Source organism: Ruegeria sp. CDSC042 (genome assembly GCF_059610745.1).
The window spans coordinates 111,677-130,148 of sequence record NZ_JBXWOF010000004.1; the positions used below are offsets into that span (position 1 = coordinate 111,677).

The 18,472-nt window shown below is 54.6% G+C and carries 18 protein-coding genes; 7 read left to right on the forward strand and 11 right to left on the reverse strand.

The genetic code is table 11. From position 1 onward, the window contains the following. The first annotated feature begins 42 nt into the window (after positions 1–42). Both gatB and AC2FHX_RS10345 read left to right on the forward strand, forming a co-directional pair. Positions 43–1,554 (forward strand): Asp-tRNA(Asn)/Glu-tRNA(Gln) amidotransferase subunit GatB, encoded by a 1,512-nt coding sequence (gene gatB, locus AC2FHX_RS10340; RefSeq protein WP_496677547.1) that lies wholly within the window; start codon positions 43–45, stop codon positions 1,552–1,554. 182 nt (positions 1,555–1,736) lie between these two features. Then, complete coding sequence (locus AC2FHX_RS10345) at positions 1,737–2,168, forward strand: DUF4177 domain-containing protein (protein ID WP_496701695.1); 432 nt, start codon at positions 1,737–1,739, stop codon at positions 2,166–2,168. A gap of 52 nt (positions 2,169–2,220) precedes the next feature. Here the strand turns inward: AC2FHX_RS10345 and AC2FHX_RS10350 are convergent, their stop codons facing one another. Further along, positions 2,221–3,354 carry a glycosyltransferase family 4 protein gene (locus AC2FHX_RS10350; RefSeq protein ID WP_496730704.1) on the reverse strand — a complete coding sequence of 378 codons (1,134 nt, stop codon included), beginning with the start codon at positions 3,352–3,354 and terminating at the stop codon, positions 2,221–2,223. 211 nt (positions 3,355–3,565) lie between these two features. Then, on the reverse strand, positions 3,566–3,820 hold the full coding sequence (locus AC2FHX_RS10355) for a BolA family protein (protein WP_282021442.1): 255 nt from the start codon (positions 3,818–3,820) through the stop codon (positions 3,566–3,568). A 107-nt stretch (positions 3,821–3,927) separates the two neighbouring features. On the opposite strand from AC2FHX_RS10355, the gene AC2FHX_RS10360 reads away from it, so the two are divergent. Beyond that, on the forward strand, positions 3,928–4,554 hold the full coding sequence (locus tag AC2FHX_RS10360; protein WP_496689725.1) for a J domain-containing protein: 627 nt from the start codon (positions 3,928–3,930) through the stop codon (positions 4,552–4,554). A gap of 5 nt (positions 4,555–4,559) precedes the next feature. Here AC2FHX_RS10360 and AC2FHX_RS10365 read toward each other — a convergent pair whose 3' ends face one another. Next, on the reverse strand, positions 4,560–5,447 hold the full coding sequence (locus AC2FHX_RS10365; RefSeq protein ID WP_496701691.1) for a Hint domain-containing protein: 888 nt from the start codon (positions 5,445–5,447) through the stop codon (positions 4,560–4,562). Between the two features lie 450 nt (positions 5,448–5,897). Between AC2FHX_RS10365 and cobS the strand changes: the two genes are divergently transcribed. Then, positions 5,898–6,881, forward strand: coding sequence for a cobaltochelatase subunit CobS (gene cobS, locus AC2FHX_RS10370; protein ID WP_496690879.1), 984 nt, complete (start codon positions 5,898–5,900; stop codon positions 6,879–6,881). 93 nt (positions 6,882–6,974) lie between these two features. Here the strand turns inward: cobS and AC2FHX_RS10375 are convergent, their stop codons facing one another. Then, positions 6,975–7,979, reverse strand: a complete 1,005-nt coding sequence (locus AC2FHX_RS10375) for a hypothetical protein (RefSeq protein ID WP_496701689.1) — start codon at positions 7,977–7,979, stop codon at positions 6,975–6,977. 278 nt (positions 7,980–8,257) lie between these two features. Between AC2FHX_RS10375 and cobT the strand changes: the two genes are divergently transcribed. From cobT to AC2FHX_RS10390, 3 genes are all read left to right on the forward strand, one after another. Beyond that, positions 8,258–10,135 carry a cobaltochelatase subunit CobT gene (gene cobT / locus AC2FHX_RS10380; protein ID WP_496701687.1) on the forward strand — a complete coding sequence of 626 codons (1,878 nt, stop codon included), beginning with the start codon at positions 8,258–8,260 and terminating at the stop codon, positions 10,133–10,135. A 53-nt stretch (positions 10,136–10,188) separates the two neighbouring features. After that, a complete protein-coding gene (locus AC2FHX_RS10385) occupies positions 10,189–11,970 on the forward strand; it encodes an aminopeptidase P family protein (protein ID WP_496701685.1) in 1,782 nt (593 codons plus the stop codon). A gap of 65 nt (positions 11,971–12,035) precedes the next feature. After that, complete coding sequence (locus tag AC2FHX_RS10390; RefSeq protein ID WP_142634990.1) at positions 12,036–12,377, forward strand: DUF427 domain-containing protein; 342 nt, start codon at positions 12,036–12,038, stop codon at positions 12,375–12,377. A gap of 339 nt (positions 12,378–12,716) precedes the next feature. Here the strand turns inward: AC2FHX_RS10390 and AC2FHX_RS10395 are convergent, their stop codons facing one another. From AC2FHX_RS10395 to AC2FHX_RS10425, 7 genes are all read right to left on the reverse strand, one after another. Then, positions 12,717–12,998: a hypothetical protein gene (locus AC2FHX_RS10395; RefSeq protein ID WP_142634991.1), complete on the reverse strand. Its 282-nt coding sequence runs from the start codon at positions 12,996–12,998 to the stop codon at positions 12,717–12,719. Positions 12,999–13,117: 119 nt separating this feature from the next. After that, complete coding sequence (locus tag AC2FHX_RS10400) at positions 13,118–13,330, reverse strand: hypothetical protein (RefSeq protein ID WP_496701683.1); 213 nt, start codon at positions 13,328–13,330, stop codon at positions 13,118–13,120. A gap of 48 nt (positions 13,331–13,378) precedes the next feature. Further along, the gene (locus AC2FHX_RS10405) at positions 13,379–14,500 is read right to left on the reverse strand and encodes an alanine/ornithine racemase family PLP-dependent enzyme (RefSeq protein ID WP_496701681.1); all 1,122 of its coding nucleotides are present in this window, start codon (positions 14,498–14,500) and stop codon (positions 13,379–13,381) included. Further along, positions 14,497–15,696, reverse strand: coding sequence for an N-acetyltransferase DgcN family protein (locus AC2FHX_RS10410; protein ID WP_496701679.1), 1,200 nt, complete (start codon positions 15,694–15,696; stop codon positions 14,497–14,499). Before AC2FHX_RS10410 ends, AC2FHX_RS10405 begins: the two co-directional genes overlap by 4 nt. An 83-nt stretch (positions 15,697–15,779) precedes the next feature. Continuing rightward, positions 15,780–16,544 carry a hypothetical protein gene (locus AC2FHX_RS10415; protein ID WP_496701677.1) on the reverse strand — a complete coding sequence of 255 codons (765 nt, stop codon included), beginning with the start codon at positions 16,542–16,544 and terminating at the stop codon, positions 15,780–15,782. Positions 16,545–16,608: 64 nt separating this feature from the next. Further along, positions 16,609–16,962, reverse strand: coding sequence for a hypothetical protein (locus AC2FHX_RS10420; RefSeq protein ID WP_142635000.1), 354 nt, complete (start codon positions 16,960–16,962; stop codon positions 16,609–16,611). 772 nt (positions 16,963–17,734) lie between these two features. Beyond that, complete coding sequence (locus tag AC2FHX_RS10425) at positions 17,735–18,376, reverse strand: cysteine hydrolase family protein (RefSeq protein ID WP_496701675.1); 642 nt, start codon at positions 18,374–18,376, stop codon at positions 17,735–17,737. Positions 18,377–18,472: the final 96 nt, after the last annotated feature.

An 18,472-nucleotide genomic window follows, 5' to 3' on the forward strand; every position in this document is an offset into this window, starting at 1 on the left:
CCTAATACGCAGGCTTAGACTTCTGCGGAAATGAGGCGCGCCATGCTCGACCTGACATACGAAATGCCTAAGCCCAAAACCATTGCCGGGGCCAAGCACGATTGGGAACTGGTAATCGGGATGGAGGTGCATGCGCAGGTCTCGTCCAATGCCAAGCTGTTCTCTGGCGCGTCGACCCAATTCGGGGCCGAGCCGAACTCGAACGTGGCCTTTGTGGACGCGGCAATGCCGGGAATGCTGCCGGTGATCAACGAATATTGCGTCGAACAGACCGTGCGCACCGGGTTGGGCCTGAAAGCCGATATCAACCTGAAATCGGCTTTTGACCGCAAGAATTATTTCTACCCCGACCTTCCGCAGGGTTATCAGATTTCCCAGCTTTATCAGCCTATTGTCGGCGAAGGTGAAGTTTTGGTCGAGATGGGCGACGGCACCGCGCGCATGGTGCGGATCGAACGCATCCATATGGAACAGGACGCGGGCAAATCAATCCACGACATGGACCCGCATATGTCCTTCGTCGACCTGAACCGAACCGGTGTTTGCCTGATGGAGATCGTCAGCCGCCCCGACATTCGCGGCCCGGAAGAGGCCGCCGCCTATATCGCCAAGTTGCGTCAGATCCTGCGCTATCTGGGCACCTGTGACGGCAACATGCAGAACGGCAATTTGCGGGCAGACGTGAACGTCTCGATCTGTTTGCCGGGGGCCTATGAAAAGTATCAGGAAACACAGGATTTCTCGCATCTGGGCACCCGTTGTGAGATCAAGAACATGAACTCGATGCGCTTCATCCAGCAAGCCATTGAGGTCGAAGCCCGCCGCCAGATCGCGATCGTCGAAGGTGGTGGCAAGGTCGATCAGGAAACCCGCCTGTATGACCCGGACAAGGGCGAGACGCGTTCGATGCGGTCCAAGGAAGAAGCGCATGACTATCGCTACTTCCCTGACCCTGACCTGCTGCCGCTAGAGATCGAGCAGGCCTGGGTTGACGACATCGCCGCCAACCTGCCCGAGCTGCCTGACGATAAAAAAGCGCGTTTTATCAGCACGTTCGGACTGACGGACTATGACGCATCGGTGCTGACTGCTGATGTTGAATCGGCTGCCTATTTCGAAGAGGTCGCGCAGGGTCGCAATGGCAAACTGGCTGCAAACTGGGTCATTAACGAACTGTTTGGCCGCCTGAAAAAGGAAGATCACGAGATCACCGACTCGCCGGTTTCACCTGCACAGCTTGGCGGCATCATCGACCTGATTTCCTCGGACGCGATCTCGGGCAAGATCGCCAAGGACCTGTTCGAAATCGTCTATACCGAAGGCGGAGATCCGGCGCAGATCGTCGAAGACCGCGGCATGAAGCAGGTGACGGACACGGGCGCGATCGAGGCCGCTTTGGACGAGATCATAGCCGCCAATCCGGCACAGGTCGAGAAGGCCAAGGTAAACCCGAAACTGGCCGGCTGGTTCGTTGGTCAGGTGATGAAGGCGACTGGTGGCAAGGCCAATCCCAAGGCCGTCAACGAGCTGATTGCCAAGAAACTGGGATCGTAGATCTTTCGGTTTTACTGATTTCGGCGGCGGGACTTTAGCCTTTGCGCAAAGTCCCGCCGCTTGTCATTTGTGGCACCAGGCCCGCACCAGCAGATGTGCCGGAATTCGCCCGCCGCGCTATGATGACTTTCCCATTGTGATCAACCTGCTAGATTACCCGGAACTTACAGGTAGGAATTCCGATGCCCCGCTACGAATACAAAGTTGTCCCTTCCCCCCAAAAGTCTGCCAAGACCAAGGGTGAAAAGTCAGCCGAGGGACGTTTCGCTGCTTCTATTGAACAAGTGCTAAACCAGATGGGGCAGGATGGCTGGGAATATCAACGCGCCGAGTTGTTGCCCAGCGAGGAACGCTCCGGCCTGACCGGCAGCACCGTGAACTGGCGCAATGTGCTGATATTCCGCCGTGAAATTGATGTGCCTGTTGCCCCGACACCTGGCCCGACCGAAACGAAGGATGGCGTTGCTCTTGCTCAACCTGTTCCTGGTCCCGATACCGTTCAGGCCCCGGCCCCCATTGCGGAACAGGCCAAAGAGCCGCCTTTGTCGCTGAAAGGTGCTGAAACAGAAAAACCGGAAGACGAAACTGCAGAGACTGAAGGTCAAAAAACCTGATTGCCCTAACCGGGTCTGTCAAAAACAGCTGTCAGGAGTAGCGTTTTGAATCTCAGCTCGTGACGTCGCGAATTAGCGTGTCCCATTGGGCAAAGACCTGATCCGGGGACAAATCGGCCTTTAGCGTAGGTGACACCTTGGACATCTGCGCCCTGAGGTCGGGTTCATGGATCAGCTTCAGCACTGCCTGTTCCAAACCACTGACATCGTTGACGGGAACCAGATATCCGTTCCGTCCGTTTTGAATAAACTCTGACGGACCGTAATCGCAATCGAAAGACACGACCGGTATCCCGCTGACCGCCGCCTCAGCGACGACATTGTGAAACCCTTCGAACCGCGAGGTCGCTACCAGAATGTCTGCGCGCTGCGCCCATTCCCCGACCTCGATCGTATTGCCGGGCAGCCGAGCAACCGACTGTAGCCCCAGATCATCGCGCAGTTTCTGCAGATTTTCCCGCTCGCTGCCCTCACCATAGATAATCAGCCTGGTATCTGGAGCTTGGGAATGAATGCGCTGCATCGCCTGCAGCAGCATGTCGAACCCTTTTTGCCGAACGAGGCGGCCAACCGCGACCAGTTGCACACCCCGCCTCGTGCCAGAGGTTTCAACTCGCTCAAAGGGGAGGATCGGGTTCGGAATAACCATCCCCTTCTTGCGCAAAGTGAAGGGAAGATCCGCCAATCCGCGATGTGTCAGCCCGACAACCTTTGCTGCCTTTATCCCCGCAATCCCCTGAAGCGGTGCCCAAAGGGGATGTGCGTCCTGTCGCAGCGGATTGTTGCGTTCAGAAATGATAACGGGAATCCCAGTTCCAACGCTTGCCAGAAGAGTCTGAACATTCACCTTGGTCAGGAATGAGATTACAACGTCCGGTCGAAATTTCTTTATGACAGAGCGGATATGCGTAATACGTGACGCCTGTCCCGTCGCCTTTTCTGCAACGCTGAGTTCAACATCGAGATGCATCGGGAAATAGGGACCATCGGTCGGCATCTGAAAACCGGTAACGTGAACAGCACAACCGCGCCGGGCAAAATGCCCTGAAACCATGGCGATTACTTTCTCTGCCCCCCCAGGCCCAAATCCAGCCTGCACAAAAAGAACTCTCAAAACCAAATACCTGAAAAACATCCCGTCAATGGAGGGTAGATTAGGGCCCGCGTTCGAGCAACTGTTATGCATGGAATGTTTTCACATTCAGGCTGAATTTCCTGATTTGTTGCAATCAGTGCAAGAAACCGGTCGAAATCACCAAAACACCGAAAAATTACCGGCCGGCTTTCACCTATCCAACCCGCGACCCTGTGCCAATCTCTGAACGATCACGGCAAAACCCGCGAATTGTCTTCGCTGCAGGGGTGCGACCGTTCCGGGCCGCGTTACAAAAGCCTGCCTAAACACCGATATCCAATGCCAAAGCATGGATCCGCGGCACGATATCTCCAAGCGCCCTGTGAACTGCGCGGTGGCGGGCAACGCGAGATTGCCCCTCGAATGCAGCCGCGCGGATTCGGATGTTGAAATGGCTTTCACCACCTTCTTGGAATCCGGCATGCCCGCGGTGGCTTTCGCTGTCGTCAACGATTTCAAGCTCATGTGGATCAAACGCCGATTGCAGGCGGCTTCGCATTTCTTCGGTCACGGTCATTTTTACGCTCAGCGGCAAAAATATTACCGCCCCCCTCTTCTACTTTCGGCTGCTTAGACTAAACTGCTGCCTCCGAGTCGAGAAGATGCGTTCTTAAGGATCATAGCATGACGAAATCAGACCCATTTGGATTCGATATGTCCGTCTCCAGCGCGAAGAAAAAAAACCCGCGTGGACGGCGTGGTATGTCTGGCGCGTCTGAAACTTCGGTGCGAATCTGTGACCATGAGGGCTGTGAAGAGCCTGGTAAATTTCGGGCCCCGAAAGCACCGGATGTTTTGGATGATTTCTTCTGGTTCTGCCAGCAGCATGTGCGCGAGTATAACCAGAAATGGAATTTCTTCGACGGCACGACCGAGGCCGAAATGAATGCTCAACAGTCTAAGGACAAAGTCTGGGAGCGTGAAACCAAACCCATGGGCGATCCCGAGGCACGTGCCTGGGCCCGTTTGGGAATCGAAGACCCGCACCAGGTGCTGGGCGCGAACAGTACCCAGAACAAAGGGCGCACTACAGGCGGAGGCGGCCGCCGCCTGCCCCCGACCGAACGTCGCGCTATCGAGATTCTGGAAGCCAATGACAGCTGGTCCAAGGCCGAAATCCGAAAGACCTATAAAAAGCTGATCAAGGTGTTGCACCCCGATATGAACGGCGGCGACCGCTCGCAGGAAGAGCAGCTGCAAGAAGTTGTCTGGGCCTGGGACCAGATCAAAGACAGCCGGAACTTTAAATAGGCGTTTTAATTGCTGGCCATACCCTGCAGCGCCAGCACTTCGGGGCGCTTCAAGCAACGTAACCGCGTTCGAGGAACCGACGCCTCAGCACACAGTTCAGGGAATAGCGCGCGCAATTCGTCGACGTCTTCGCGGTGAAAGGATTGCAGCGCCCTGTCGCCCAGAAACAGGCTTTCGCTGCGCACGCCATTGGATGTCAAAATCTCGTGCCGTTCGCAGGCAATGTGAAAATATTCTACCGGCTTATCGGGCGACACTTGATAGACCGTATCGCCATTGACCAAATGGATGGCAGCCGAAAAAACCTTTGCTTCGCCAAACAATAACTCGGCCCGCCAGCCTTCCAGCACGATCCGATGCTGAGGCGACACGTACAAATCCTGATCCGGCATCCCTTTGCCCAGAGCATTTCTCCGGATGCAGACAGGTCTGAACTTTGGCCTGCTGTGCAAAGCCATAGTGCTAAGAGCCCTTTTGCCGGTCCAGACAATAGGCAGTGCCCCGCCATTCGAGACGAGCACCCTGTCGCCAACAACCAATTTCTCGACCGGGACCGGTCCGTTGTCGGTATCAATCAAAGTCCCGGAAACAAAACAGGGCGGGTCTGTTGGATCAAGATCCGAGGTCGTGATCTTCCAGTTCCCCAATGTCATCGGGCCCGTCGGGTTCGCCGTGTCCCAGGCATAAACCTGGCCGCCCACCCGAATGAACTCGCCAGATTCCCCTGTGCCACGGTAATTGCCTTGGCCAAGATATGTGTAGGTCTGGAACGTTGCCCCACCATCGAACGAGATCGTAGAGCCGGAGATAATGGCAGGAACGGTCGTGTCCTGAACGATCAGGTCTCCGCGGCCAGTGCTGTTGACAGTATGGAGAAGGGCATCAAAAGCCATTGGTCAGGCCCAGGATGCTGACGACCGAATGCGCCAACAAATGACCATGGAAAGTACAGAACTAAAAGCAGCCTTAACCAAGCTTCTCATAAACTACCTCACTCGGAACCCATCAAAACTCACCAATATGTTCAGTCTAAAACACAGTTACCCCCAAACTAAGTGATATTTTCATATTTGAATGCATATTGTTGCCTGCTGGCCAACAATATCGCCTGATGTAAAAGTGCAATTTCACCAAGACCATCTCCTTATGTGTAATCCGATTGGGCACTGTGCCTTTATCTGAAACGAACGGAGGCGGTATGCCGAGCGCGTCAATACGAATGAAACTGCGCCTCAGTCTTTTAGCCTCGCCGCTTCCCCTTGCCCTTACCCGCAATATGTTGCACCACACACGGGTTCAGAAGCCCGCGCGGGGGCCGCGGTATCAGGATAAGGACGACAGGCATGGATTGGCCGATTGACGCAAACGCAAAACCAACAGAAGAGATTTCGGTCCGAGATGTGTTCGGCATCGATTCTGACATGCAGGTCAAACGCTTTTACGAACAGACAGAACGGGTTCCCGAGATCGACCCGACATATAAGTTCGACCCAGATACGACGCTGGCAATCCTCGCAGGGTTTACCCATAACCGCCGCGTGATGATTCAGGGTTATCACGGCACCGGTAAATCGACCCATATCGAACAGGTTGCCGCACGCCTGAATTGGCCGGCTGTGCGTGTGAACCTCGACAGCCATATCAGCCGGATCGACCTGATCGGCAAGGACGCGATCAAACTGCGCGACGGCAAGCAGGTTACGGATTTCCACGAAGGAATTCTGCCCTGGGCTCTGCGTAACCCTGTTGCGATCGTCTTTGACGAATACGACGCCGGGCGCGCAGACGTGATGTTTGTGATCCAGCGCGTTCTGGAAACCAATGGCAGCCTGACCCTGCTGGACCAGAACGAGATTCTGACCCCGCACAAGTATTTCCGCCTGTTTGCCACCGCCAATACTGTTGGCCTGGGTGACACAACCGGCCTGTATCACGGCACACAACAGATCAACCAAGCCCAGATGGACCGTTGGTCTCTGGTCGCGACGCTGAACTACCTTAGCCATGACGCAGAAACGATGATCGTTCTGTCCAAAGCGCCGCACTACAACACGGCCGAGGGCCGCAAGATCGTCGCTCAGATGGTCACCGTTGCCGATCTGACTCGGACCGCGTTCATGAACGGTGATCTTTCGACCGTGATGAGCCCCCGAACGGTAATCAACTGGGCCCAAAACGCCGAGATTTTCCGCAATGTCGGCTATGCTTTCCGCCTATCCTTTCTGAACAAATGCGACGAGCTGGAGCGCCAGACAGTGGCCGAGTTCTATCAGCGGTGTTTTGACGAGGAACTCCCGGAAAGCGCTGCAAGCACCAGCTTGGGATAACAAAATATACGGAATTTCCGGGGGCTTGTGCGTGGCATAGGCTTTCGGAAGCTCTGGCAGGGCCACATCATCAAAAGCTACGAAAGCTAGCCTTTATGCATTATTGGCCAAATGTGCCTGTGCAACTTCTCGAGCCGCATCTGGAGCCAACAATCCGTCGTCGTCAAGTTTCCAGATTCCAATGTGATTGTCACAGAATTCGCGAAGATGACCGCGTTTACTGACGTCTTCCGCCAATTTGGTTAAACTATCCGCCGCCTCTGTGAAGTTATGCATGGCATAATCATCAAAGTCCTGGGTTTTCCACGGCCGATCATCGCCGAAATGAAACGTCAGACTGACATTCTTGAGCATCAGCATTCGTTTCGAGTGCGCAGCGAGGTTGAATAGCATTGGCTGTATGACCCCAGACATCCCGAGGCAGGAATCTGTGCGGACAAATTGATCGAAAACTTCTTTGGAAAAAACAAAGCAGTCGAAACCCGGATGCTGCATACCAACCTCGCCCATAGACAGGGGGTCATGGGAAAACCCATGCGCATCGCCAAATGTCCGGCGATTGATCGTGATGGCATCGAAACCACCCGCAATAAGTTGACGTACCGCGCCATAAAAATAGGGCTGAAGACAAATATCTGCATTAGTGTAGATTACAAAATCTCCGGGTTTAGCAACGGATGCACCCTTTTCCAGAATATCAAACAAAAGTGGCAAAGGCCGAGGAATTCGAAACGTTCCGACATCCAGAACCGTGCGTTCCAGTTTTGTCGCAACTTGCAGGCCGTAATGGGCCTGAATCAGATCTTCGTCCCCATGCACCGGAACCTGCACCAAAGTTGTTTCACCTTCACCAGCCAACGGATCTGATTTGGCAATCACCATGCTATCCAACGTAGCGCGCTGGACATCATTCATCGCTCCGTCGACAGAAAAGAAATTGACGATATGCACTAGGTTGATTGGGTCAGGATCTTTGTATTTGGGATCGAAAACGTGAACTATCTCACTCAGCGGCGTTGAGGGTGACTGACAGAAAACATTCTCGGCTAGCCAGCCGGAGGGCTGTAATTCTACGGTCTGTCTTTTGATCCCGAACAATTTTCGAAATTGTCTTCTGAGTCCCATAAAACCGTCCCAAACAAATAACTATATCACGCGTTCGTGTACCGTTCGTTTTGCATTGTACTGACGGAAAAGTCACCCCCAGTTAGAATCACAGGCCACGCAGAAGCCGGGCGTTGCCCCTTTTCTACAGGTCCGGCGTTTATGCAATTCGGGCGTGCCGCTGATTACCCGGAAAACAAGGCCGACCCTATGGTCAAGACCTATGTTTGGCTCTAGGTTGCCCGAGTAGAACAAGACCGGACCTGCCACCGATGAGCAAACCCAAAGACAACCCCGCTGATCCGTTCAAGAAAGCTCTGGCCGAAGCCACCAAAGTGATGGCCGACGATCCGGAACTTACGGTGAGTTATACGGTCGACCCGTCGGGCCTGTCGGGTGAGTCGATGCGGTTGCCTCAGGTCTCGCGGCGCATGACGCGGGAAGAGGTTCTGTTGGCGCGCGGGACCGCGGATGCTTTGGCTTTGCAGCGACGCTATCACGATGATGCTACTCATAATCGCTATGCGCCTCCGGGTGACATGGCCCGCGATCTGTACGAGGCGATGGAGGTGGCCCGGTGCGAAGCGATGGGTGCGCGGGACATGCCAGGCACTGCGTCTAACATCGACGTCAAGATCGGGCACGAAGCGATCCGGCGTGGGTATGATCAGTGCAAACAGCCAGCTGACGCGCCTCTTTCGGTGGCCGCCGGCTATCTGATCCGGCATCTGGCCACTGGTCGCGACCTGCCGCCTGCGGCTGACAATGTCATGAACCTGTGGCGCGGGTTTATCGAAGATCAGGCAGGGGGCGTACTGGAGAACCTTGACGAGGTGCTTTCGGACCAGGCCGAATTCGCCAAGTTTGCACGCCAGATGATCAAGGATCTGGGCTATGGCGATCAGCTGGGCGATGACCCGGATGATCTGGACGAAGATCAGGAAGATCAGGCCGAAGACGACGCCGAAGAACAGCCCGACCCCGACAGCACTGGTCAGGATGATCAGGACGAACAGGACGCGGATGCGACCCCTGAGCAGTCACAGGAAGAACAGCAGGATCAGTCTCAGGCCCAAGTCTCCATGGATGAGATGGCCGAGGATGAAATGGGAGAAGAGGCCGAGATGCCCGAGGGCGAGGCCCCGCTGGAGCCGCCTGCCCCTCCGCCTGCATCCGATGCTGATCCCGACTATAAGGTCTACCTGAGCACCCATGACGAAGAGATCGCCGCCGAGGATCTGGCGGAGCCCGCTGAGCTGGAACGCCTTCGGGCCTATCTGGATCAACAGCTAGAACCGCTGAAAGGTGCCGTCAGCCGTTTGGCCAACAAATTGCAGCGCCGGTTGCAGGCGCAACAGAACCGCAGCTGGGAGTTCGACCGCGAAGAAGGCATTCTGGACGCGGGCCGTCTGGCGCGTGTTGTTGCAAGCCCAACCACACCGCTGAGCTTTAAGGTCGAGAAGGACACTGAGTTCCGCGATACGGTGGTGACGCTGCTGTTGGATAATTCGGGCTCGATGCGCGGGCGACCTATTTCGATCGCGGCGATCTGCGCGGATGTTCTGGCACGCACGCTGGAACGCTGCAACGTCAAGGTCGAGATTCTGGGCTTTACCACGCGAGCGTGGAAAGGCGGGCTGGCGCGCGAAGCCTGGCTGAACGATGGCCGCCCACAGCAGCCCGGTCGTCTGAACGATCTACGCCATATCATCTACAAAGGCGCGGATGCCCCGTGGCGACGCGCCCGGCCCAATCTGGGGCTGATGATGAAAGAAGGTCTGCTGAAGGAAAATATCGACGGCGAGGCGCTGGAATGGGCGCATCGCCGGATGACGGCACGGCGCGAGCAGCGCAAGATTTTGATGGTAATCTCGGACGGGGCGCCGGTCGATGATTCAACGCTCAGCGTGAACCCAGCAAACTATCTGGAAAAGCACCTGCGCGATGTGATCGGAATGGTCGAAAAGCGCAAGATGGTGGAATTGCTTGCCATCGGCATCGGCCATGACGTGACCCGGTATTACGACCGCGCCGTGACCATCACGGATGTCGAGCAACTGGCCGGAGCCATGACTGAGCAACTGGCCGCTCTGTTTGACAGTGATCCGCGCGCACGAGCACGGGTGATGGGAATGAAGAGAGTAGGCTGAATCGCCTTTTCCATAACATGGCGTCGCGCGCTCCAAACTGATAGAGGTATGACATGTTTCAGTCCTTCGCCGTGACCGCACGGCCGGAACAGGGCCCGCCCCGGCTGGCCGATCTGCGGACCGAATTGGCACGCGACGGGTTGGACGGTTTCTTGGTCCCGCGCGCGGATGTGCATCAAGGCGAGTATGTGGCCCCGCGCGACGAACGGCTTGCCTGGCTGACCGGGTTCACAGGTTCGGCCGGGTTTTGCGTGGTTTTGGCAGATAAGGCCGGCGTCTTCATTGACGGACGCTATCGCACGCAGGTCAAAGCGCAGGTCGCCGCCGATTACACACCTGTTCCATGGCCCGAGGTCAGCCTTGCCGCGTGGCTAAAGGAACAACTCCCGCAGGGTGGTCGGGTTGGCTTTGATCCGTGGCTGCATTCGGCGGGTCAGATCGCGAAAACGCAGACCGACCTTGAAGGCCGAGATATTACACTGGAGCGCAGCGAGAATCTGGTGGACCGGGTTTGGCGGGATCAACCCGATCCACCACTGAACCCGGTAAAGCTGCACCCGATCGAATTCGCGGGCGAAAGCGCAGACAGCAAAATCGCGCGTCTGGCGCAGTCCCTGCAGGACGCGGGCTGTGGCGCAGCGGTGATTACCCTGCCCGACTCGATCATGTGGTTGTTGAATATTCGGGGCTCCGATATCGGGTACAACCCGGTGGCGCATGGGTTTGCTATACTGCATGCGGATGGCCGCGTGGATCTGTTCATGGCGCACCAAAAGCTGAACGTGGCGATGGCCGATTCAGTCACAGTTCATGCGCCGGACACGTTTTTGACGGCTGTCGCAGCGCTTGACGGTAAGGTTCAGGTTGATCTTGGTACGCTGCCACAGGCAGTGGCCGATGTGCTAGAGGGGCAGATGGTCGATGGCGGCGACCCTTGTGCGCGGCCCAAAGCCTGCAAGAACCCTGCCGAAATCGCAGGCAGTGCCGAGGCACATCTGCGCGATGCTGTCGCTGTGGTCGAAACGCTATGCTGGCTGGATGCGCAAGCCGCTGGCAATGTTACGGAAACGCAGGTGGTCACTCGGCTTGAGGAGAACCGGCGCAAGGATAATGCCCTGCAGGATATCTCGTTCGATACGATTGCAGGGACAGGACCCAATGGCGCGATCATGCATTACCGGGTGACCGAGGAAACCGACAGCCTGCTGCAAGACGGTCATATCTTGGTGCTGGACAGCGGCGGACAATATTTGGATGGCACGACTGATATTACCCGGACCATTGCTATCGGCAATGTGGGTGAAGAAGAAAAAGCCTGCTTTACTCGCGTGCTGAAAGGCATGATCGCCATGTCTATGCTGCGCTGGCCTGCCGGGTTGGCTGGACGTGATATCGAATCCGTGGCGCGTATGCCCCTATGGGCAGCGGGTCAGGACTTTAATCACGGTGTCGGGCACGGCGTCGGTGCCTATCTGAGTGTGCATGAGGGCCCTCAGCGTCTGTCCAAAGCCAGCCATGAGCCCTTGCTGCCGGGCATGATCTTGTCGAATGAGCCGGGTTATTACCGCGAAGGTGCCTTTGGAATCCGGATTGAAAACCTTTTGGTGGTGCAATCTGCCCCTACCCTGCCCAGTGGTGACGCGGAACGTCCCATGTTGGAATGGCGCACATTGACCTATGTCCCTATCGACCGACGCTTGGTTCTGACCGATATGCTGACGGCAGTCGAACGCGACTGGCTGAACGCATATCACCGCGAAGTTGCCGAAAAAGTTCGACCAAGGCTGGGAGATGACGCCCAACTGTGGTTGGATGCCGCAACCGCACCGATCTGACACCGCATCGTTACATATACCGGGCAGTGGACAAGCGGAAAACCGGACCAGAGGAAAGAGCAAAGATGACCGAGATCACCATTCGCAAGACACCAGGCAAATGGAGCGTCCGTTCAGGAGGCGCCATTCTGGGTGAAACCACAAATGCTCTGGAATTGCTCGAGGGCGATCTTGATCCGGTCATCTATTTCCCTCGTACCGATATCGCGATGGCATTTCTGGATGTTACCGACAAGGTCACGCAGTGCAAACACAAGGGCCAAGCCACGCATTTTTCGATCGTCAACAAATCCTCGGTCACTGAAAACGCTGCTTGGAGCTATGAAGACCCGATCCATTCTGCCTTAGACATCAAAGGCCATGTCGCCTTCTACCCGCTTGATTCCGTGAAGGTCGAACAAATCTGACGTATGTCCCAGATGCGCAATACCTCGACTCAATCTAGTTGTTGCACAATATGAAAGGCCAGATCGCTTTGGCCTTCACGTCAAAATCTGGCTCGAAGTAAGTGAACGATCCTTTACGCTGGATACCACGAAAGTATCAAACGAGCCCGACCTGCACCTTGGGATTTCTCGCTGCGCCTACACTAATAACTGCTTTTTCCGGTATTCATGGCGCAGTTTCTTGGCAAAACCCACGCCCAAAATGGTCTGTTTTTCTGGCACCAAATAGATTTGTTTTTGGTCGATCTAATGCCGCAAACAAGGTGAGTTTAGAGAGTTAAACTGAAGCCTGCTCAAGATCTAAAACTCATCAAATTCCGGAACATTTCCAAGCCTAATGATGAAGCTTGGCGCCCCGACCTCGCCACTGTTCGGGTCCTCACTGACCATGTAGGCATCAGCGCCAGCGCAATCGTCGGATAGCGCTTCCCTTTCTGCTCTGTTTTGTGCTTCCGCCGCCGTGGAGTATTCAAATTGCTTGCCAATTTTCAAGTTTCCTTGCCCTCCGCGACCGGGCTTATTTTCCACATATGTCTGGCAGATATAGTGAATTTTTTCTGAGCTCTCATCTGAGATTGTCATGGCAGTATCCGTAAAATGAGTATGGGTGCGAGTGATGCATGGGAAAAACAATGCTCGCTAGCCGCTTTGTTCGTGTTTCGATCATTCAAGTCGGGCAAAAAGAAGGGGCGACAATCCTGTCACCGCTTTTTGACGGGCTTCGGCGGACAGGCTTCAGATAATGTATTCGCATCCCTTTCGAGCCGAGTTTTGCGGAGCCGGGCATTCTTGATCTGTCTTTGCTCTGCTTCTTCATTGACCATTTCTCTAACGATCCGCGTTGTTTTGTCCATCGGTGTTTCCGCCCTGGGAACGTGTGCATTGAAGACAGTTTTTTTTGTCAGCTTTGCCAATGGTTATTCTCCTAACCGTTTTCAACGGTGCATTTATCAGTTGAGTGTTCAAATCGATGCCAGGTGATTGCCTGATCCTTGAGAGACATGCGCGTGTCGTGAATGACTGCCACGGAGCAGCTTTGTCTTAACGTCAGGAGCGGACATAGCATTCATCAATGCACTATAGTTCATTTGGAACTTCATTTCCGATCCTACGCTTTGCGTCGAATGGTAAGTGCCAACGACAAGATGATCGCTTGTTGCACCAATAAGCCTATATCCAGGGGGCATCGAAAGCCCCAAAATGTTCGTATCTTGCTGACCAACGGCCAGAATTATTTGTGTGCTCTGTCCGCTTTTCGGGACGAGGTGAAGTCTTTTGAATACCGGATCGCAGATACTCTGAGGGTGAGATGCAGGTTTGGACCCTGTTTCAATTACCTCAGCGACAAGCGTGAAGGCATCCGTATACATCCCGCCTATTTGATCTCCGGAAACTGGATCAACGCCCAGAAGTATTGCTTCCCCCAGCCTTAGATCATTGATGCGACAAGCTGGGTGTCCGCCGAGGGCCCAAGGAAGGTTGGCCGAGTTTCCGCCAGATACCGTGTGAAGGAAGGGACCACACTGCCCCTCTGTTTCATTCGCCAGGTCAGATAGGGCCTCCATATCTGCAGCATTCGGGGCAATTCCCCCCAGACATGCAAAGTTCGCTCCGATGCCTTTCAGCGTAACACCGGGCATGTCCACCACTTGCTGTGCAACTGAGCCGAGGTCTTTTGGCACGATCCCTTCGCGCAGATCGCCCATCTCAACCATCAGGATAATGCCGTGAATGCAGTCTTTCCGGATCGCGGCGGCGGCCAGAGCGGTAATCACGAGGATTTCTGTATTGTAGCTCGCCTCACAGTATTGGATGACCTGATCGACCTGACTCAGCATTGGTGTACGGATCAATGTGATCGGGCATGTCATGCCCGCGTTGCGTAACCTTCGCACGTTACTAAGCCGCGCTTCCGCAAGCCCCACAGCGCCGCCGTCGAGCATAGCCTGAGCGATGGCTGGATGCCCGCACACCGCCTTGGTCACACCGGTGACACCGATGCCGCGTGTCTTGAGGCGCTCGACAACAGTCTTCGCATTGTGACGTATCTTGCTCAGATGCACCTCAATGCGAGGGGTACTCATATCGCAGCCACGGGTGTGGAGTGATGTAACCCAGGGTAAGCGGCAACAACCATTGCAAGCAAATGCGAAGCCGGCCGGCTGAGTACATCCGTTACCGGCAGCCCGAGTATTTGTGACTGTGCGGCGATCGTGTCGGTTACTTCGGCCCCGGACATCCCCTCATGATTGAGCGTGACACCAATGACCTTTGTGTCAGCAAATGCTTCGATAAGGGCAATCTCACTTTCAGGCTTGGGCATCGGCATATTGGGAAAGTCACAGCGATGCGCGCGCTTTGGAGCGTGCTGGAGGATTACGGCGTCCGGCTGGCTGCCCCGCAGGATAAAGGCGGATGTGCAGAATGCCGGATGGCTCAACGCTCCTTGACCTTCGATCAATATGACATCGGGTCGTTCAGCCTCGGAAGCGTCAACGATCGCGCCTTCAAGTTCGCCGCAACAGAACTGCGGTGGTACGGCATCCATTGCCACCCCATATTTTGCACCCTGCATCAAACCTGTCTGGCCGGTACCAACAAGGACAGTCTTGATGCCTCTTGCGTTCAAAGCACGGGCTAAAACAGTCGCTGTTGTCCGCTTTCCGATGGCGCAGTCGGTTCCAAGAACCGCTATGCGCAGTGCTTTCACACCTGCAATACTTCCATCGAACAGGCGCATATCCTTGCTGGGTTTAGGTTTGCGAATATCTCGGATGGTGACTTTGCGTTCGGCCGCAAAAGAGGCGATTTCTGGATCATCGCCCAGATACTCATGCAATCCACTGACGATGTTCATACCAAGTGATATCGCGTCGAGAACAACGTCACGATCTGTCGATGAGAGCCTGCCCGTAGATGGTGCCATCCCGTAAATGAGGGTATCTGGGATTACGGCTTCATGGACAACAGCAGCGTCCAGACTTCTGAAGACCGGAATGTGGTTTACAGTATCGTCAAGAACCAACCCGCTGTCTTTGCCGTCGTGATCGCTATCTATGACAGACAGGATCCTGTAGGCCTGTGAATGACGAACAAGGCCATTTGCAGTTTTGCCATCCGCCTTGGCAAAGTTACCTTGGCAATAGACAATCGCAGTTGGCGGCAAGATGATCTGAGTGGCAGAAGTTGATCTTATGGGTTCGTCGCTGGTCAATGGCGGCGCCTGCGCCCCGCTAACAGGACGACGGATCGTGTTTGCCACGTTAAAGTCGGTTTTCATGATGTTTCCTTTGTGTGGTCGACACCCAAGGCAACACGGTCGTCACCATCGGATACCAAAGTCGAAATAGTCGCGCCGCGCGCTCAGTTATCGAGAACGCACAGGCCTTTAGATGACTTGAAATTCTTGTTGCAGTTCCAACGGTTTCCGGACCTGTCAAGATGGGCATTCGCAGGAAGCTCTATTGTTTCGCAATTCACACCTGAGGTCGCGTATCCCCGCTCGCACTTCCATCCCGTGCCGTACGTTGCATCGTCCAAGTAGGCATGTTCAGGGACCACGACGGCCGCGCACGTGCCATCCTGTACAAAATATCCACGTTCACATGTCCAGGGTTGACCGTATCCTGATGAATTCAAATACGCGTTGGCCGGGACCACAATGGCAACGCAACGGTCGTCCAATGCTTCGAACCCACGTTTGCATTCCCACGCGGGTCCATAGGTCGTATCAGCCAGATAAGCGTTTGCGGGTACGACAATTTCTTGGCACGTATCGTCGATTTTGAGAAAACCGCGAGAGCAATGCCAACGTTCACCTGATGAATCAAGGAATCCGCCATCGGGTACAATCACCGCAACACAGGTCGCTTCATCGTTCTCGCGAAAACCATGAAGACATTCCCAACCCAAACCATAGGTACGGTTGGTCGGATAGGCATTTTCTGGCACTACGACAGCTGCGCAGACGTCGCCACTCAACCTATACCCGGCGTTGCATTTCCAACCGTCACCGTAACTCGTTGCGGTGGCATTTTCTGGCACCGATTGCGATGTAGATTGAGCGAATGCAGGCATCGAAATTAAAAGCAAAGCACCGAGTGTAAACCCAATCAGCGCCGCACTCATCTGAATGCCTAGTGACAGATTTGCGCGCCAAGTCGTCCGAAAGAGTTGCGGCATTGCCTTTGCCTTATGATCCATCCAGCTCAAGCCCCGCGATACAGGCATCTGCGAGGTCGCGGCTTGGCGAATCTGACCCCGGCAGTGTTGCCCAACCTGTATCCATCATGGCCTTGCGGCGGTTGAAGCCCGAAGCCTCTTGCAGTGTTTCGATTATTTCTTCGCGCTTGGGGTCAGCGGTTGACCTGTTCAGGCAGACCGGCACCATCGCAAGCGTTACTTCTTCGCTAGCATGGTCTTTCGCCAACTCTTGAGCGCTGCCGCTGGTTGTCCATCCGCCCCAGGTAAAGCCAAGGATTGAGACCGCAACCGCACCACACAAAGCACCGTAGATGCCTGGTTTCGTCCATTCTGGAAATGTCATTTTAGATCCTCTGGCGGAGAAAGCGCCGCCTCGCTGTTTTATGTCTTTCTGCGCAATCTTGATCTTGCGCCCAGGCCATTCCCAGGACGCGATGGTCGATAGGCGCAGTTCTTGCCTATCGGAAGCTCATTTGATCAACGGTTGCGTTGTGGTTTATTGGCAAGCCATCGGTGCGTCTGATCACCACAAACGGATCAACTAACGTCACAAGCGATGTGGTCGTGCGCGATAACATCGGCAACTTTCCCAAACATCATATCCAAGTAGAGGACGTGACAGCTGAATTTTCATGATGGAAGAACTTAGTTCACTCTAGCAGGCGATACGCCTGGGCTGCAGAAAACCAGAACTTTAGTGGTCTCTATATAACCACTTGGAGACGCAATTACAACGCTCGTGGCCTTACCGCTGTTCCCAAGGCCCCGATACCGATCAAAAAAATGGTTTCAACCTGGCATTTGCTTTGTGTATCGGCAAATCCGTGACCACTTATGTAGCCTTTTTAGTATGTCACTCTGAAACTGGCATTCGCTGCATCAAGGAAAACATGTGGTGAGGGCAGATAATGCTTGGACGTTTTGCCGAAAAGTATGGGTTTGTCTCTGATCTCACATGCTGTTTTGAGTGTGCCTCGCCAAATATTTATGAGCAATATTTTGGATGATGACAGGTTGGACTGACGCGCAGGGAAAAATCGGAATTTGGCGAGAAAACGGGCGTGGGTAACGCCTGAGACGCGCCGTCAAACGGATCGACTGGGCGCCTCACCGACCTAGCCACGACCGATTTCGTCAAGCAATTCGGCTGTCGTCACCTGACGGCAGTAGCCTTTGATCGTTTGCAGGGAATTGTCGTGACGCTCTTGCGTGTAGGTCATGCAGGCATCCGTCACTTGGGTGACCAGATAGCCCAGATCACAGGCATCGCGAATTGCGCTTTCGACGCATTGGTCGGTCACGATCCCTGCCAGCACCAATTGCTTTATGCCGAGATTGCGCAGCACGTAATCTATGTGGGTCGAGACAAAGACTGAGGACGAAGATTTTGGAAACACGATCTCATCATCGGCTGGTGCCAGTTCGTCGATCACCTTGCCGTCCCAGGATCCTTTGGGCACGTTGAAGCCCGTGATTTTGTAATCCAGAGATCTGTCGCGCCCGTCTTTGGTCAGACTTTCAATCGTTGTGTAAAGAACCTCGATTCCCGCCGCGCGAAATCCCTTTTGCAAGGCTTGCATATTAGGTACGATACGGGATTTCAGCTGCTCAAAAAACCAGCCAAACTTTGCGTCAAACTCGGCATTTGTCAGCCCTTCGAATTCGGCACCATCCCTGTGGGCTGCAAAGTTCTGCACGTCAATAAACAGCAATCCCGATTGGTCATGTTCTAGTGGAAGATCGCGGGTCAATTCCATGTCTGTCTCTGCTTTCAAATGTATGCCCAAGAGGTCTAATTTTATGAATGAGGGGGATCATGACGTCCATACTAAAAGAAAATAAAATTCCAAAGT

Bases quoted from the DNA above. Each gene is read 5' to 3' on its own strand.
- AC2FHX_RS10415 (WP_496701677.1), bottom strand. From the start codon at position 16,544: ATGAGTGCGGCGCTGATTGGGTTTACACTCGGTGCTTTGCTTTTAATT.
- AC2FHX_RS10355 (WP_282021442.1), bottom strand. From the start codon at position 3,820: ATGACCGTGACCGAAGAAATGCGAAGCCGCCTGCAATCGGCGTTTGAT.
- AC2FHX_RS10390 (WP_142634990.1), top strand. From the start codon at position 12,036: ATGACCGAGATCACCATTCGCAAGACACCAGGCAAATGGAGCGTCCGT.
- AC2FHX_RS10420 (WP_142635000.1), bottom strand. From the start codon at position 16,962: ATGACATTTCCAGAATGGACGAAACCAGGCATCTACGGTGCTTTGTGT.
- AC2FHX_RS10345 (WP_496701695.1), top strand. From the start codon at position 1,737: ATGCCCCGCTACGAATACAAAGTTGTCCCTTCCCCCCAAAAGTCTGCC.
- AC2FHX_RS10385 (WP_496701685.1), top strand. From the start codon at position 10,189: ATGTTTCAGTCCTTCGCCGTGACCGCACGGCCGGAACAGGGCCCGCCC.
- AC2FHX_RS10360 (WP_496689725.1), top strand. From the start codon at position 3,928: ATGACGAAATCAGACCCATTTGGATTCGATATGTCCGTCTCCAGCGCG.
- AC2FHX_RS10405 (WP_496701681.1), bottom strand. From the start codon at position 14,500: ATGAGTACCCCTCGCATTGAGGTGCATCTGAGCAAGATACGTCACAAT.
- cobT (WP_496701687.1), top strand. From the start codon at position 8,258: ATGAGCAAACCCAAAGACAACCCCGCTGATCCGTTCAAGAAAGCTCTG.
- AC2FHX_RS10425 (WP_496701675.1), bottom strand. From the start codon at position 18,376: ATGGAATTGACCCGCGATCTTCCACTAGAACATGACCAATCGGGATTG.
- AC2FHX_RS10350 (WP_496730704.1), bottom strand. From the start codon at position 3,354: ATGCATAACAGTTGCTCGAACGCGGGCCCTAATCTACCCTCCATTGAC.
- AC2FHX_RS10365 (WP_496701691.1), bottom strand. From the start codon at position 5,447: ATGGCTTTTGATGCCCTTCTCCATACTGTCAACAGCACTGGCCGCGGA.
- AC2FHX_RS10395 (WP_142634991.1), bottom strand. From the start codon at position 12,998: ATGACAATCTCAGATGAGAGCTCAGAAAAAATTCACTATATCTGCCAG.
- AC2FHX_RS10410 (WP_496701679.1), bottom strand. From the start codon at position 15,696: ATGAAAACCGACTTTAACGTGGCAAACACGATCCGTCGTCCTGTTAGC.
- cobS (WP_496690879.1), top strand. From the start codon at position 5,898: ATGGATTGGCCGATTGACGCAAACGCAAAACCAACAGAAGAGATTTCG.
- gatB (WP_496677547.1), top strand. From the start codon at position 43: ATGCTCGACCTGACATACGAAATGCCTAAGCCCAAAACCATTGCCGGG.